This window comes from Neobacillus sp. BF23-41 (genome assembly GCF_041106275.1).
On the sequence record NZ_JBGBPR010000003.1, the window covers coordinates 244112 to 258638 of the forward strand.

The 14527-nt window shown below is 38.5% G+C and carries 17 protein-coding genes and 1 pseudogene; 7 read left to right on the forward strand and 11 right to left on the reverse strand.

Annotation, left to right across the window (positions count from 1 at the left end; genetic code table 11):
• Positions 1–5 precede the first annotated feature (5 nt).
• From AB7942_RS07050 to ispG, 3 genes are all read left to right on the forward strand, one after another.
• Positions 6–779, forward strand: coding sequence for a DUF1189 domain-containing protein (locus AB7942_RS07050; RefSeq protein ID WP_369446309.1), 774 nt, complete (start codon positions 6–8; stop codon positions 777–779).
• A gap of 96 nt (positions 780–875) precedes the next feature.
• Entirely contained in the window at positions 876–1214 is a 339-nt protein-coding gene (locus AB7942_RS07055) for a hypothetical protein (protein ID WP_369446310.1), read from the forward strand.
• Between the two features lie 116 nt (positions 1215–1330).
• Positions 1331–2431, forward strand: coding sequence for a flavodoxin-dependent (E)-4-hydroxy-3-methylbut-2-enyl-diphosphate synthase (ispG, locus tag AB7942_RS07060; RefSeq protein ID WP_179196035.1), 1101 nt, complete (start codon positions 1331–1333; stop codon positions 2429–2431).
• A 55-nt stretch (positions 2432–2486) separates the two neighbouring features.
• On the opposite strand, the gene AB7942_RS07065 is transcribed toward ispG, so the two are convergent.
• The gene (locus tag AB7942_RS07065) at positions 2487–2969 is read right to left on the reverse strand and encodes a DUF4190 domain-containing protein (protein ID WP_088088999.1); all 483 of its coding nucleotides are present in this window, start codon (positions 2967–2969) and stop codon (positions 2487–2489) included.
• 172 nt (positions 2970–3141) lie between these two features.
• Here AB7942_RS07065 and AB7942_RS07070 point away from each other — a divergent pair, with 172 nt between their 5' ends.
• Positions 3142–3744: a 5' nucleotidase, NT5C type gene (locus tag AB7942_RS07070; RefSeq protein ID WP_098931407.1), complete on the forward strand. Its 603-nt coding sequence runs from the start codon at positions 3142–3144 to the stop codon at positions 3742–3744.
• Between the two features lie 42 nt (positions 3745–3786).
• On the opposite strand, the gene zur is transcribed toward AB7942_RS07070, so the two are convergent.
• The 3 genes from zur to AB7942_RS07085 are packed head-to-tail and all read right to left on the reverse strand — an operon-like array spanning position 3787 to position 5814.
• The gene (zur, locus tag AB7942_RS07075; protein ID WP_088089001.1) at positions 3787–4197 is read right to left on the reverse strand and encodes a zinc uptake transcriptional repressor Zur; all 411 of its coding nucleotides are present in this window, start codon (positions 4195–4197) and stop codon (positions 3787–3789) included.
• On the reverse strand, positions 4187–5044 hold the full coding sequence (locus AB7942_RS07080) for a metal ABC transporter permease (protein WP_088089002.1): 858 nt from the start codon (positions 5042–5044) through the stop codon (positions 4187–4189). The genes zur and AB7942_RS07080 overlap by 11 nt, the downstream gene beginning before the upstream one ends.
• Positions 5041–5814 (reverse strand): metal ABC transporter ATP-binding protein, encoded by a 774-nt coding sequence (locus tag AB7942_RS07085; protein ID WP_098931403.1) that lies wholly within the window; start codon positions 5812–5814, stop codon positions 5041–5043. The genes AB7942_RS07080 and AB7942_RS07085 overlap by 4 nt, the downstream gene beginning before the upstream one ends.
• Before the next feature lie 173 nt (positions 5815–5987).
• Here AB7942_RS07085 and AB7942_RS07090 point away from each other — a divergent pair, with 173 nt between their 5' ends.
• Entirely contained in the window at positions 5988–6245 is a 258-nt protein-coding gene (locus AB7942_RS07090; protein ID WP_369446311.1) for a DUF2624 domain-containing protein, read from the forward strand.
• Positions 6246–6272: 27 nt separating this feature from the next.
• Here AB7942_RS07090 and AB7942_RS07095 read toward each other — a convergent pair whose 3' ends face one another.
• Positions 6273–7166: a deoxyribonuclease IV gene (locus AB7942_RS07095; protein WP_369446312.1), complete on the reverse strand. Its 894-nt coding sequence runs from the start codon at positions 7164–7166 to the stop codon at positions 6273–6275.
• Between the two features lie 21 nt (positions 7167–7187).
• Complete coding sequence (locus AB7942_RS07100) at positions 7188–8504, reverse strand: DEAD/DEAH box helicase (protein WP_369446313.1); 1317 nt, start codon at positions 8502–8504, stop codon at positions 7188–7190.
• A 259-nt stretch (positions 8505–8763) separates the two neighbouring features.
• Here AB7942_RS07100 and vrrA point away from each other — a divergent pair, with 259 nt between their 5' ends.
• Both vrrA and AB7942_RS07110 read left to right on the forward strand, forming a co-directional pair.
• Positions 8764–9426, forward strand: a complete 663-nt coding sequence (gene vrrA, locus AB7942_RS07105; protein WP_369446314.1) for a VrrA/YqfQ family protein — start codon at positions 8764–8766, stop codon at positions 9424–9426.
• A 140-nt stretch (positions 9427–9566) separates the two neighbouring features.
• Positions 9567–10514, forward strand: a complete 948-nt coding sequence (locus AB7942_RS07110) for a 4-hydroxy-3-methylbut-2-enyl diphosphate reductase (RefSeq protein ID WP_369446315.1) — start codon at positions 9567–9569, stop codon at positions 10512–10514.
• Positions 10515–10554: 40 nt separating this feature from the next.
• On the opposite strand, the gene AB7942_RS07115 is transcribed toward AB7942_RS07110, so the two are convergent.
• From AB7942_RS07115 to rpoD, 5 genes and pseudogenes are all read right to left on the reverse strand, one after another.
• Entirely contained in the window at positions 10555–11670 is a 1116-nt protein-coding gene (locus AB7942_RS07115) for a Nif3-like dinuclear metal center hexameric protein (RefSeq protein ID WP_369446316.1), read from the reverse strand.
• Positions 11657–12376 (reverse strand): tRNA (adenine(22)-N(1))-methyltransferase, encoded by a 720-nt coding sequence (locus tag AB7942_RS07120; RefSeq protein WP_369446317.1) that lies wholly within the window; start codon positions 12374–12376, stop codon positions 11657–11659. Before AB7942_RS07120 ends, AB7942_RS07115 begins: the two co-directional genes overlap by 14 nt.
• A gap of 75 nt (positions 12377–12451) precedes the next feature.
• A complete protein-coding gene (cccA, locus tag AB7942_RS07125) occupies positions 12452–12817 on the reverse strand; it encodes a cytochrome c550 (protein ID WP_088089011.1) in 366 nt (121 codons plus the stop codon).
• 201 nt (positions 12818–13018) lie between these two features.
• A pseudogene (locus tag AB7942_RS07130) lies at positions 13019–13197 on the reverse strand (acyl-CoA dehydrogenase); the annotation flags it as partial.
• 195 nt (positions 13198–13392) lie between these two features.
• Complete coding sequence (gene rpoD, locus AB7942_RS07135; RefSeq protein WP_088089012.1) at positions 13393–14523, reverse strand: RNA polymerase sigma factor RpoD; 1131 nt, start codon at positions 14521–14523, stop codon at positions 13393–13395.
• Positions 14524–14527: the final 4 nt, after the last annotated feature.

Here is a 14527-nt window from a genome sequence, read left to right on the forward strand (position 1 = left end):
TCATTATGAATATTTTCAAGCAATTGTATAAAAGTATCTACTCTCCTAAAGATATTGCCTTATTTCGATTCCAAGGGATAGGAAAAACAATATTATTTGTTTTCTTCTTAACATTAATTTCGATTCTGCCGTCAGTAATTTACTTAAGTACCGCACTTACCACGGGTGTCGATACGGCAAGAACCATTATTACTGACGAATTACCTGATTTTTCAATTCAAGACGGGCATCTAACAGCCGATACTAAAGTGCCCATTACATTAAATAAGGATGATTTTTCTATTATTTTAGACCCAACTGGAGCTATTTCTGCAGATGATATCCAAGATGAGGGAAATTCTTTTGCCATGTTAGAAGATCAATTTGTTTTAGCTGCAGGCGGCCGATTTGATACATATCCCTATTCCATGTTAGAAGGGCTAAACATTGCAAAGGGAGACATTGTGGATTTTATTAACACAATTGGCGGAATAAAATGGATAATAATCCCTGTGGTTTCTGTGTTTATCTACTTGTTTGCATGTGCTGGCAGTTTTATCGAGGTAACGGTATTGGCTCTAATTGGTTTATTATTAAAGAACCTTTTAGGTAGAAAACTAAATTACCGGCAGTTGTGGCGAATGGCTGCATACAGCGAAACATTACCAACATTGTTTTTTACCATTATGGCGGCAATTAAAACAACCGTTCCTAACAGCTTCTTGATTAATTGGTTTGTTGTGATCATCGTTTTATACCTGGCCATTAATGAAATTCCAAAACCCAAAAAAGTGAACTAAGAAGCGCCCAAAGCGGGCGTTTTTTTTATTAACTCGTTCTTTTTCCAATCGGACAAGCATACCAATGTACAAACTGTCTATTTGGAGGCTTGTCCGATGAAAAAGTTATTTGGTTTCTTATTAGCCGTTTTAATCATATATGTAATTTATATTGATTTAACTGTTGGCACCCTGCCATCCCAATTCACACAGCAGGTGGATGCTAAAATCCAAACACAAAATACGGAGTTGAAAACAGAAACAGACATCCCTTCTTTCGAAGCACAAGTTGAACCAGGTGAAACAGTTCTATCTATCGTAGAACATCAACTAGATAAATCACTTCCCGTATCGATTTCCAACTTAATCGAGGACTTTCGAAAATTAAATCCTGGGGAGACTCCAGAAAAAATTCAAATCGGGTCTACATATCATTTCCCTGATTACTCAAAATAAAGAGGATAGTGCTTATTCTTGTCAAAAATAGTGAAAGGCTGATAAAATAGAGTCGGATTGTTTTTATATACCTTATTCGAATCCCATTTTGAAGGAGCGAATTACACGTGAGTGAAATATTACACCGCACAAAAACCCGACCAATTAAAGTTGGTAACTTAACGATTGGCGGGAGTAACGAATTATTTATACAAAGTATGACCACAACAAAAACACATGATGTTGAAGCAACCGTTGCTGAAATAAAGCGTCTTGAAGAAGCTGGCTGTCAGATTGTTCGGGTGGCTTGTCCGGATGAACGGGCTGCGAATGCCATTCCTGAAATCAAAAAAAGAATCAACATTCCACTTGTTGTCGATATTCATTTCGATTATAAATTGGCTCTTAAAGCAATTGAAGGCGGAGCAGATAAAATCAGAATCAATCCCGGTAATATCGGAAAACGGGAAAAAGTCGAGGCTGTCGTAAAAGCCGCGAAGGAGAAAGGCATTCCCATCCGAATCGGGGTAAATGCTGGCTCACTCGAAAAGAGAATTTTAGAGAAATACGGATATCCAACAGCAGATGGTATGGTTGAAAGCGCGCTACACCATATTAAAATTCTTGAGGATTTAGATTTCCATGACATTATCGTTTCCATGAAGGCCTCTGATGTAAATCTTGCCATTGAAGCTTATGAAAAGGCATCGAGAGCATTCGATTATCCCCTACATCTTGGGATTACTGAGTCTGGAACCCTTTTTGCAGGCAGCATCAAAAGTGCGGCAGGTTTAGGCACTATTTTACACATGGGAATCGGTAACACACTACGTGTTTCCTTAAGTGCAGACCCAGTTCAGGAAGTAAAAGTTGCTAGAGAACTTTTAAAGGTGTTCGGTCTCTCTTCTAACGCGGCCACATTGATCTCTTGCCCGACATGCGGCCGGATTGAAATTGATCTCATTAGTATTGCTAATGAAGTCGAAGAATACATTGAAAAAATTAAAGCTCCGATCAAAGTAGCTGTTTTAGGCTGTGCCGTTAACGGACCTGGAGAGGCCCGTGAAGCCGATATTGGCATTGCCGGTGCTCGAGGTGAAGGGTTATTATTCAGGAAGGGTGAGATCGTCCGCAAGGTTCCTGAAGCGCAATTAGTTGAAGAATTGAAAAAAGAAATTGACCAAATTGCCGAAGAATATTTTCAGAAAAAAGCAGAGGAAGATAAAATTACGAATTAACATCAAGAAACCCGGTATTTTCACCGGGTTTCTTTTTGCTCCTATGCAGGTTGTGTTAAAAGAACGGAAGAATAAAGATACCAATAACAATTGATATTGCACCGATACCAATGGCCCAAGCACCTAGTCCTGTGGCCCCTCTCCTTCTGGCAACAAAACCTAACACAATACCTGCAGCTCCAAAAAGAATAGGTAATACAAACAGTGATAAAATCGAAAGCACTAAAGCAAGCGTTCCTAGACCTGTACCACCTGCAGCATTTTCCTTTTGCCCCGTCTGTTCCTTTCTTCGAATAAGTGGAACAGGAGCAGCTATTTCCGCTGCTGTTTCTTCCCTATATTCTGAAGATCGTATCGGAACAGAAGCACCAATCGTAGGATTATTGTCATCTTTTTTCAATGTGTAGTGAGCCCTAATAGGTGCGGCAATTTCTGATGCTGTTTCCTCCCGATATGATGTAGGAGAATTGGGAATATCTTGGCCAATATTTGCACTTTGAAGAGCTTCCTGCACTTTCGTGTCTCTTTCATCTGCCATCCTAATCCCTCACTTTCAGTAATAGGAGCATTAATTATTGTTCGCCTCTATCTGCTTTTTAGTATGTTAATGTTTGCCTAAATTAGTTTTTTGTTTCTTTTCCCCCGTTGACCACTCAATTTTGGTAAACTAAAAGGAGAATCCTAAAAGCTATATGAAGGTGAGAGCAAAAATGAGAAAAAGGTTTGGAATCGATATTGATGGAACGGTTACATGCCCCAAATCCATCATCCCTTTTATTAATAAAGCATTTGACATGAATATTATGTATGAGGACGTTAATCAATATGAATTAACTCCATTCGTAAATGTTTCAGAAAAAGAGTTCGCCACATGGTTTTCCGAAAATGAACCCATGATTTATAAAGGCTCTCCTCTCGCTGAAGGAGCGGGAAAAGTCTTAAATAAATGGGAAAAAGAGCATGAATTGTTTTTCATTAGTGCACGTGGCTCCCATTTACTTGATGTAACCATCCAATGGTTCCTTGATAAAGGCTTAACCTTTGACCACATCGAATTAATTGGATCACATGACAAAGTAGCCACAGTGAAAAAGCATTCGGTTGATATCTTTTTTGAGGATAAACACGATAATGCTGTAATGATCCATGAAGAGTGTCAGATTCCTGTCATATTATTTGATACACCATATAATCAAGATCCTCTTCCAAAGGGTGTCATCCGGGTTAATAACTGGAAAGAAGCTTATATTTGGGTAGAAAACTGGGAAAAGCAGCAGCAGGTCCACAGGGAAATGGTTAGTTCCAGCATTTAATTTTAGATACAAAAAACAGCTTGTATGCAGACAAGCTGTTTTTTAATGACATTCAGGACAAAGACCGTAAATCTCAAATTTATGACCTGAAATATCGTATCCTTTTAAATTTTCACTTAAGTCGTTCATTGGGCAAGTTTCAATTTCTTTCGTTTTTCCGCAGGTCATACAGATAAAATGATGATGATGGTGATGTCTTGAACATGTAAAACGGAAATGTTTCTCTCCTGATAATTCTGTCATCTCAAGAATCCCCATATTCACAAACAAGGAAAGATTACGATAGATAGTATCAAAGCTCAGACCTGGATAATCATCTTTAAGCTGATCTAAGACGTCCTTAGCCGTTAAATATTTATCACTGTCAGCAAACAATTGAAGCATATCTTCTCTTTTACCAGTTTGTTTAAATCCTTTTTCTTTTAAGTATTGGATTGCCTCATTAACGTTCACCTGACGGCACCCCCTTACGAATTAAGAATTTTTTATAAAAAATAGAAAAAATTAAGATAAGAACAGCAATCATCACGATTGTTCCACCGGGAGCTAAATCTAAGTAATACGCAGTAAACAAGCCGCCAAGTACTGACACTTCACCAAAAAGGACAGATAAAAAAATAGTTTGCTTAAATCCTTTGGCTAGCCTTATACTGGCTGCTACAGGTAACGTCATTAAAGATGAAACCAACAAAATTCCGACAATTCTCATAGAAGCTGCAATTACCAAGGCCACCATCACAATAAAAATAAAGTGAATACTTTTGGCCGCTATCCCTGAGGCTTTCGCGTGTTCTTCATCAAAGGATAATAAAAAAAGCTCTTTATACAATAAAATAATCACTAAAATTACTAAGATACCAATAATAAATACGACCCATAAATCGGTTCTGCTAACTGCCGAAACACTGCCAAATAAATAACTAAACAAATCAGTATTAAAACCATTAGCAAGCGAAATAAATATCACCCCTAAGCCAATACCACTAGAGAGAATAATTGGAATCGCAAGTTCTTGGTAGTGCTTATAGACGCCCCTAAGTTTTTCGATGAATAGTGATCCCCCAACAGAAAAAACCATTCCTAAGTATAGTGGATTTACTCCTGCCATCATCGCAACATTTCTTTCAAGAAGCAGGCTCGCTGCTATGCCTGCCAGAGTAACATGACTGAGTGCATCCGCAATTAACGATAGTCTTCTTACAACAACAAATACTCCTAGTAACGGGGCAATAATTCCGATCATAAGCCCCGTTAAAAAAGCATTTTGTAAAAATTCATAGTGAAAAATTCCTTGAATCATTTTACAACGCCTCCGTGCTCATGATGATGGTCTAGCATGTGAACATCATGGCCATAAATTTTAGAAATACCATCAGCCCGGAGCTGTTCAAATTCCATTGTTTCCCCATGAAAATGCAAATGTTTATTCAAGCACGCAACATGTGAGACTTTTTCCGAAATCGTCCCAATATCATGAGTAACCAATAAAAGGGTAATATCATGACTTTTATTTAAATCACCCAGCATTTGATAAAAATTATTAACATTCTCGGCATCAACGCCTACCGTAGGTTCATCCAGAATGAGGAGACTTGGTTCACTAACGAGGGCTCGTGCAATAAAAACTCTTTGTTGCTGACCTCCAGAGAGCTCACCAATATTTCTGTTGCTAAACCCTTCCATACCGACTGCCTCCAAGGCTTCGATTACTTTTTGCGCATGTTCTTTTTTAAAAAACTTAAACATCCCAAGCTTTTTGGTTAAACCACTCTCGACAACTTCAAATACAGTAGCAGGAAAACCAGTGTTGAAGGAATTAGCCTTTTGAGAAACATAGCCAATTTTTTGCCAATCTTTAAACTTATTAATTTCCTTACCGAATAAAAAGATGTCCCCTTTTTGCGGCTTTAATAACCCTAAAATCAACTTCAATAGTGTGGATTTTCCAGATCCATTAGGACCGACAATCGCTAAAAAAGAACCACTTGGAATAGTAATGTTAATGTCCTCTAGCACAACATCTTTTTCATAACGATAAGAAAGTTTTTTTACTTCTATAATTGATTGCATAGTCAGCGCATCACCTTTAATTATAAGAATCATTCCGATTTAACCTAAAGTAGTATACAATAGGTATTCTTGAATGTAAAGTCTGCCACTCCGGCATTCGTCCATTTGATTCACAAAAATCTCTAATCACACTCCCGGAACTTCTTCATACATTAAGGTGAGGAGTGGTGAGGGTGACAATTTTTCAGAGCATCATTAATCATAAAATTAACACGATCACAGCTGAAGAACTGGTAAAATATGCGGATCAATTTAATATATCAGTGACTAGGCAGCAGGCAGTGAAAATTGCCGAATACTTAAGAGGGAAAAATGTGAATATATTTGATGATTCACAGCGGACTCAATTAGTGAAAGAAATTGCCAAAACAGCGGGTCCAGCAACGGCCCGAGAAGTAAATAAATTATTTATACAGTTAACTAAAAAGTAAAAGCTGTGCACTTTGCACAGCTCTTTTTTATGATTGCATGATAAGGTCAAACAGGTTCTCATTGAACTTTTGTTCCCGAAGCATATGAATCTCAAATTTATATGGGGCTTTTTTATTATTCTTATCCTCACCCACATATGGAGTTTCTAAAATCTTTGGAACATCGGTAAGCTGTGGATGGTGGACAATATAATTTAGGGCCTTAAAGCCGATATGGCCAAACCCAATATTTTCGTGTCTATCCTTTCGCATTCCGACCGCATTTTTACTATCATTAATGTGCAGTACTTTCAATTTGTTCAAGCCAACTATTTTGTCAAACTCATTTAATACACCATCAAAATCCTCAACAATATTATAGCCTGCATCATGCGTATGGCAGGTATCAAAACAAACGGATAACTTATCACTATAGTTTACTCCATCCATTATCATCGCTATTTCTTCGAAGGATTTTCCACACTCGGAGCCTTTTCCAGCCATCGTTTCCAATGCAATTTGTACTTGCTCTTTGCCAGTCAGTACTTCATTTAATCCTTCGATAATTTTTTTAATACCAGCCTCGGTACCAGCACTTACATGTGCTCCAGGATGCAGGACGATTTGCTTTGCTCCAATTGCCTCTGTTCTTTCAATTTCTGTTCGAAGAAATCTAACACCCAATTCAAAAGTATCTGGATTGGTTGTATTTCCAATATTGATAATATAAGGAGCATGAACGACAATTTCGGAGATACCGTTCTGTTCCATATGCCTCCGCCCTGCTTCAATATTGAGATCTTCGATTTTTTTTCTTCTTGTATTTTGCGGTGCCCCGGTATAGACCATAAACGTGTTTGCACCATAGGAAATTGCTTCTTCACTTGCGGCAAGCAGCATATCTTTCCCACTCATCGAAACATGTGATCCTAATTTAAGCATACCTTTTTCTCCCTGGTTTGATTATTTTTTTCTTTGCTCAACCCTTCGTTCGCGCTTTTTAATTTTATCCATTTCCCATTGCATTTTCTTTTTATAACCCGGTTTTACTTTGTTTGGCTTCTTAACCAACGATTTAGCTTTTTGATCGGCCTTATCCTCTTGCCTTACACGCGTCTTCCTTTTATTACGTTCATCGACGGTAACAAATTCGTTATTTTTAAGATCGACATTCTTAAATTGAATCCCCATTTTTTCTAACCGGTTTAACGCATCTTCATCCGATGACTCATAAATTGTGAGGGCAATGCCCGAATTTCCGGCACGCGCTGTTCTCCCGACTCTATGGATATAAAAATCTAAGTCTGAAGGGAGTTCATAGTTGATGATATGGCTGACCCCTTCTATATCAATTCCTCTAGAAGCAAGATCTGTTGCGACAATATATTGATAATCCAAATCCTGAATTTGCTTCATCATTTGTTTCCGTTCCCGAGGATTTAGATCACCATGAACTCGGCCAACTTTTAAACCTTTTTCATTTAAAAAGTACGCCACTTCTTCAGCCATTTTTTTTGTATTCGTAAATACAATCGCTAGATAAGGATTGTAGGCAAGAAGGGCATCATGAACAAGCTGCTTTTTACTCCGGTGTCTTGATGGCAAAAGATAATGCTCTAAATTTTCTGCTGCTCTTCTTTTCGGTTCTATCTGAACAGTTTTTGGATTTTCCATATATTTTTTAAGAAAGGGTTTTAATTTTTCAGGGATCGTTGCTGAAAAAACGAGCATTTGCAAGTTTTCTGGCATTTTAGCCGCTACTCGATCCAAATCTTCAATAAATCCCATATCTAACATCATATCAGCTTCATCCACGACCAGCATTGCCGCAGTATGAACAAATAAAGCTTTTTCACTCATCAGGTCCTTGATTCTACCCGGAGTTCCAACAACTATATGTGGCTGAACCTTTAATTTTTCAATCGACCGCTGCTTATCCGTCCCCCCAATATAGCATCTAGTCATAATGGATTGCTCTGGGCTGCAATGTGTCGTTATTTTTAATATTTGGTGATAAATTTGAGAGGCAAGCTCTCTTGTAGGTGCAGTAATGACAGCTTGAACTTCCTGTCGTGACGGGTCAATTTTTTCGAGGATTGGAAGAACATAGGCAAGAGTTTTTCCCGTCCCTGTTTGTGACTGACCAATAGCACTCTCTCCCTTTAAAACGACAGGAATCATCCGTTCCTGAATTTCAGTCGGCTCAGTAAAACCGAACTCCTTAACGGCTTCTATAATAAATGGTTGAAACGTAAAACGATCAAAACGATTTTCTTTCATATATTTGCTCCTTATAATTAAAATCTCATGATTTTGGAGTAGTTTTCTTATTTAAGCAAGTGCAACACTTTCTATTCCATCATGCAATTATAGTCAATATTTCATCAAAACTCCAGTTATCTTTCGTTTTAATATCATTTTCTACTTATTACTGACTTTTAAACAACTAAATTTAGACTTTGTCCTGTGTATAATACCTAAACCAAATTAGGGTAAATGCATAATTTAAAGCATGAGGCAATTGAAAGGAGGCAACGAGATGCAACCAAGACCAAGAATGCCTATGCAGGGGGGAATGGGACCAGGACCTTTTGGACCACGTAATCAGATGATGAACCCTGGTTTTAACCCTTTTAGCGGCAGGAATCCAATGATGGGTGCCCCTTCCAATCCGTTTGGAGGGCGAAATAACCCCATGATGATGGGGCAAATGATGGGAAGACCTAATCCTATGAACAAAGGCGGCGGGGGATTACTTTCGAAAATTCTCGGAGGAAGAAGCCAGGCTGGCGGCTTTATGGGAATGCAAGGAGCAGGAAAAGCAGCATCAGGAGGCGGAGGACTGCTCCAATCTTTGAGTAACCCCGGCGGACTAACTAGCATGTTGAACAATACGCAGCAGGTGCTAAAGACAGCCCAGTCGATTGGGCCCATGATCCAACAATATAGCCCAATGATAAAAAATCTTCCTGCAATGTGGAAGATTTATAAAGGATTCAAAAATGCTTCAAAATCTACGGATGAAGCAACAGTAGAAAATAACCAATCAACTGATGCCGCCGTCGATGAATCATCCAATCATGAAGAACCTGTAAAAAGTACTTCCAATAAAAAAGGGCAACGCAAAAATAAGCAACAGCAAATACCTTCAAAGAAAAGTCCAAATCAAAAAGGAAGTTCTGTTCCGAAAATGTATATTTAAAAGCAGAATGCTGGAGACAGCATTCTTTTTTTCTTCCTAAAACTGCTAAGGAAAATTGTATCTTTGTATTATTTCTATTAGTTTTATATAATAAACACGTAAAACTATTAAACAATGTCTTTTTTAGGAGGACTTTTAATATGCAAATTATCAAAATTTCACCACGAGGCTACTGCTATGGTGTCGTCGATGCCATGGTTATTGCAAGAAACGCTGCTTTAGATAAAACATTACCACGCCCAATCTACATTTTAGGGATGATTGTTCATAATAAACATGTTACAGATGCTTTCGAAGAAGAGGGGATTATTACCCTAGACGGAAAAAACCGTAAAGATATTCTCGATAAAGTAGAAACAGGTACTGTTATCTTTACTGCTCATGGAATATCTCCAGAAGTTAGAGAACTCGCAAAACAGAAAGGGCTAGTAACGATAGATGCGACATGTCCTGATGTAACGAGAACCCATGATTTGATTGAAGAAAAAACAAAAGAAGGCTACCAAGTAATTTATATAGGAAAAAAAGGCCATCCAGAACCGGAGGGTGCAGTTGGTGTGGCCCCTGGCATGGTCCACCTGGTTGAAACTCCAAATGATGTTGATGCATTAACGATTGACTGTGAAAAGTTACTTGTTACAAATCAAACAACGATGAGTCAATGGGATGTGGCTGATACGATGAAAAAAGTTCAGGAAAAATATCCAAATGTGGAAGTCTATAATGAAATTTGCCATGCAACGCAAATTCGCCAAGAAGCAGTTGCAGAACAAGCAACAGAAGCTGATGTGACGATTGTAGTAGGTGATCCAAAAAGTAATAATTCCAATCGCCTTGCACAGGTCTCTGAGGAAATTGCTGGAACAAAGGCGTATCGCATTGCTGATATAACTGAGTTAGAAATTGAGTGGATTAAGGATGCCAAAAATGTCGCGGTAACATCCGGAGCCTCTACTCCAACACCGATAACAAAGGAAGTAATCACATTCCTTGAACAATTTAACCCAAATAATGAAGCCACATGGGAACGTCGAAAAAAGGTCCAATTAAGCAGAATATTACCAAAGGTTAAAAAAACTGAAGAGTAAAATAGTGAAAGAACCGAGTCTGCGGACCGGTTCTTTGCTTTTATACAAATTGGAATGGATCTGTATTTACTTCAGAAGGAAAAATCTCCACGGTATAACCCGTTTCTTGACACATCTTTTGTAATGTTGCAGTCAGGCCTTTTTTCATCACTTTTTCAACATTATGGCCTGGATCAATCATATTCAAGCCCTGCATTGCTGCATCATGGGCGGTGTGATAATAAATATCCCCTGTAACATACACATCTGCCCCTTGAAACTTGGCATTCATGAAGTATTTATTTCCATCCCCGCCTAAAACAGCAACCTTTTTAATTTTAGTGCTTAAATCGCCAACCACACGGACAGTTGAAACTTCAAGTGCTAATTTCACTTTTTCCGCAAATTCTCCTAATGTCATTTCATGGACTTTTCCGATTCGGCCAAGACCGAGTATTTCTCCTTTGTTCTCAAGCGGGTAGACATCATAGGCCACCTCTTCATATGGATGCGCTTTTATCATAGCAGTAATCGTTTTCTTTAGAAGTGGTTCAGGAACAATGGTCTCGATTCTTACTTCCTCCACTTCTTCTAACCTGCCTGCCTCACCAACAAATGGATTGGTATTTTCACCAGGCACAAATCTTCCTGTCCCATTTGCGGAAAATGAACAATGGCTGTAGTTTCCAATAAATCCTGCGCCTGCATTTCCAAGGACTTTTCTAATAACTTCTGCATGGCTTGCTGGGACAAAAACAACTAATTTCTTTAGCTTTGTATCAAAAGTCGGCACGAGTACCTCTGCATCTTCTAATTCTAAAGCATTTGCAAGCAGGTCATTTACGCCGCCTTTTGCGACATCAAGGTTCGTATGGGCTGCGTAAACAGCAATATCGTGTTTCAATATTTTTTCGATCATTTTCCCTTGAACCGTGTCAGTTAGCAAATTCTTAAGAGGTCGATAAATAATCGGATGGTGGGCAATAATGAGCTGAACATTTTTTTCAATTGCCTCATCGATTACATTTTCCAGGACATCAAGGGCAATCATTATTCGTTCAACTTTTTTATTTAAGCGTCCTATTTGTAAGCCAATCTTATCCCCTTCCATCGCCAAACCTTTCGGGGAAAACTGTTCAAATAGTTGAATGACTTCGTGACCATTAGGAATTTTCATTCTGTAAAGCCTCCTCTACCAGCTTAATTTTGGCGATCATCTCTTGTTTTTTTTCATTCGTTTCAGGAGATTGGCTTGCACCCTCAAGTGCTTCATAAATACGCTGCCAATTGTTTATTTCTGCTGTCCATTTTTTCTTAAAGGTTTTATCCTGTTTTTGTAGAAGGAATGGACCCACTAAAAGCCCCATATCAAGATTTTTTTTATAAGGCTTATTAGGATCGCCCTTTTCACCTATTAAAATCTCGTATATTTTCCCATCTTCCTCGAGTATTTCTTCGTCAATTAGTTCCCAGTTATTTTCAATAAACCATTTCCTGATCGAAATCGCGCTAATATTTGGTTGTAACACCAGGCGCTTGACGGAAGTCAGTTTATCCTTACCATTTTCTAGAATGTTTGCAATTAAGGCACCGCCCATTCCAGCAATTGTAATACAATCCACTTCACCCGGTTGAATAACTTCCAGACCATCACCTAATCGCACGGAAATGACCCCCGCTAACCCTTCTGCTAATACATTCCTCTCAGCCAACTGGAAGGGACCCTTAGCAACCTCACCAGCAATGGCAAATGGTAATCCCTCATTTTTTGCTAAGAAACAAGGTAAATAAGCATGGTCTGAGCCAATATCTGCGAGCCTCGCTCCTTTTGGAACATAGTTAGAAACCGCAGTCAATCTTGCTGACAATTTATCTGTATTCAAACATACCACCACTTTTTATATGTAATTTATATAGTATAAAAAAAGTCCTTTACAGATGCAAAGGACCTTTTCTAATTATTTAATGTTTGCTAACCAATCTGCCATTGCTGCAGCCTGTTCTGGTTTAACAAGACCTGCTGGCATGCCTGTACCCTTACCTTTTGTAACAAAAGTCATAAGTTCTTCCTTAGAATACTTGCTGCCCACACCTTTTAATGTAGGTCCTACTACCCCTTGATACTGGTCGCCATGACAGCCAATACAAGATTGCTTGTAAATGTCTTCTGGCTTTGATGCGGCAACCTCTGTTTTCTCATTGCCTTCACCATTTTCCTTAGCAACTTCTTTCATATCACCAAGGCCTTTGAAAGACAAAATTAGAATTAACACAATTCCAAATGCCATGATGAGAACGTAAGGAATAACCGGATTTCGCTTCATGATATAACCTCCCTTATGTACGAACGTCTGTTAAATATTGAATAAAGTCTACAAACAACTACTATTTTACTTGAAAATGAACAGAAGGAAAAGCCCTAAACTTATTTTATCACTATAATCTTAATAAAAAAAAGAAAACAAGCCAAATTAGTGAAAATATCTAGTTTAGCCTGTTTATAAATTTGCTATTTTATTTTATTAATCATAGGCTCCCTGAGCAATCCCTACGCCTATTGCACCAATCCCTATACGTCCGATACATCTAACCATAATTAAAAACTGTTTAAGGCCTCTCCAAGCTTCCCTAAAAGGTTCTCAACAGGTACTCAGACATCTTCTAACACACGTTCGGTTGTATTTGATAAATTCAAGCCCATCTCCTAAAATAAAAGAATAAAAAGCGGGCCATGAATTTTCTTAAGTCTATTTGCAAAATGAGAGACAATTCAGTAAAATGGATTCAAATAGAGAAAGTGCTTACATTTACTTAAGTGTTTCCACTTGTGTATTCATTAATTGATGCACAAGAAAAAAGCCTACTTCAGTTATGAAGTAGACTATTCATTAGACATATTTTATTCTAAGAAATCTTTTAATCGTTTGCTGCGACTAGGATGGCGTAATTTCCGCAATGCCTTTGCTTCAATTTGACGGATACGCTCACGAGTAACACCGAAGACCTTCCCTACCTCTTCGAGTGTACGAGTACGTCCATCATCCAGTCCAAAACGCAGGCGAAGGACATTTTCTTCCCTGTCTGTTAAAGTATCTAAGACATCTTCAAGTTGCTCTTTTAATAATTCATAGGCAGCATGCTCTGAAGGTGAGGTTGCATCCTGGTCTTCAATAAAATCACCGAGGTGGGAATCGTCTTCTTCACCAATAGGTGTTTCCAGTGATACAGGCTCTTGGGCAATTTTCAAAATTTCCCTAACCTTATCAGGTGTTAGATCCATATCTTCACCAATTTCTTCTGGTGTTGGTTCACGGCCAAGATCCTGAAGTAATTGACGCTGAACACGAATTAATTTATTAATGGTTTCAACCATATGCACAGGAATCCGGATGGTCCTTGCTTGGTCTGCAATCGCACGTGTGATGGCTTGACGAATCCACCAAGTTGCATAGGTACTAAATTTGAAGCCTTTTCGATAATCAAACTTCTCAACAGCTTTGATTAGACCCATATTACCTTCCTGAATAAGATCAAGAAAGAGCATTCCACGACCGACGTAGCGTTTTGCAATACTTACTACAAGACGGAGGTTTGCTTCAGCTAGACGTCGTTTAGCTTCTTCGTCGCCTGCTTCAATTCGGTTAGCCAGCTTAATTTCCTCTTCAGCAGAAAGCAAATCAACACGGCCGATTTCTTTTAAGTACATACGAACTGGATCATTAATCTTAACCCCTGGAGGGACGCTAAGATCATTTAGATCAAATTCATCATCATCACCTTTAGCTAATTGCTTAGGATTTGGATCTTCCTCGTCACTTTCACCAACTAATTCAATACCTTGATCACCGAGGAACTCGTAAAATTCGTCCATTTGGTGTGAATCTAGTTCAAAATTAGCCAATTTCTCAGCAATATCATCATAGGCAAGGACGCCGGTTTTTTTACCCAGTGCCGTTAACTGGTCTTTCACTTGTTCAAAAGTGAATTCATTCTCAACTTCTTTTGAACGGGCTGATTTTTCAGCAGCCATATGT

Excerpts from the sequence above, each read along its gene's own strand:
- AB7942_RS07050 (WP_369446309.1), top strand. The coding sequence starts at position 6 with ATGAATATTTTCAAGCAATTGTATAAAAGTATCTACTCTCCTAAAGAT.
- AB7942_RS07055 (WP_369446310.1), top strand. The coding sequence starts at position 876 with ATGAAAAAGTTATTTGGTTTCTTATTAGCCGTTTTAATCATATATGTA.
- AB7942_RS07065 (WP_088088999.1), bottom strand. The coding sequence starts at position 2,969 with ATGGCAGATGAAAGAGACACGAAAGTGCAGGAAGCTCTTCAAAGTGCA.
- AB7942_RS07070 (WP_098931407.1), top strand. The coding sequence starts at position 3,142 with ATGAGAAAAAGGTTTGGAATCGATATTGATGGAACGGTTACATGCCCC.
- AB7942_RS07080 (WP_088089002.1), bottom strand. The coding sequence starts at position 5,044 with ATGATTCAAGGAATTTTTCACTATGAATTTTTACAAAATGCTTTTTTA.
- AB7942_RS07085 (WP_098931403.1), bottom strand. The coding sequence starts at position 5,814 with ATGCAATCAATTATAGAAGTAAAAAAACTTTCTTATCGTTATGAAAAA.
- AB7942_RS07095 (WP_369446312.1), bottom strand. The coding sequence starts at position 7,166 with ATGCTTAAATTAGGATCACATGTTTCGATGAGTGGGAAAGATATGCTG.
- AB7942_RS07100 (WP_369446313.1), bottom strand. The coding sequence starts at position 8,504 with ATGAAAGAAAATCGTTTTGATCGTTTTACGTTTCAACCATTTATTATA.
- vrrA (WP_369446314.1), top strand. The coding sequence starts at position 8,764 with ATGCAACCAAGACCAAGAATGCCTATGCAGGGGGGAATGGGACCAGGA.
- AB7942_RS07110 (WP_369446315.1), top strand. The coding sequence starts at position 9,567 with ATGCAAATTATCAAAATTTCACCACGAGGCTACTGCTATGGTGTCGTC.
- AB7942_RS07115 (WP_369446316.1), bottom strand. The coding sequence starts at position 11,670 with ATGAAAATTCCTAATGGTCACGAAGTCATTCAACTATTTGAACAGTTT.
- cccA (WP_088089011.1), bottom strand. The coding sequence starts at position 12,817 with ATGAAGCGAAATCCGGTTATTCCTTACGTTCTCATCATGGCATTTGGA.
- rpoD (WP_088089012.1), bottom strand. The coding sequence starts at position 14,523 with ATGGCTGCTGAAAAATCAGCCCGTTCAAAAGAAGTTGAGAATGAATTC.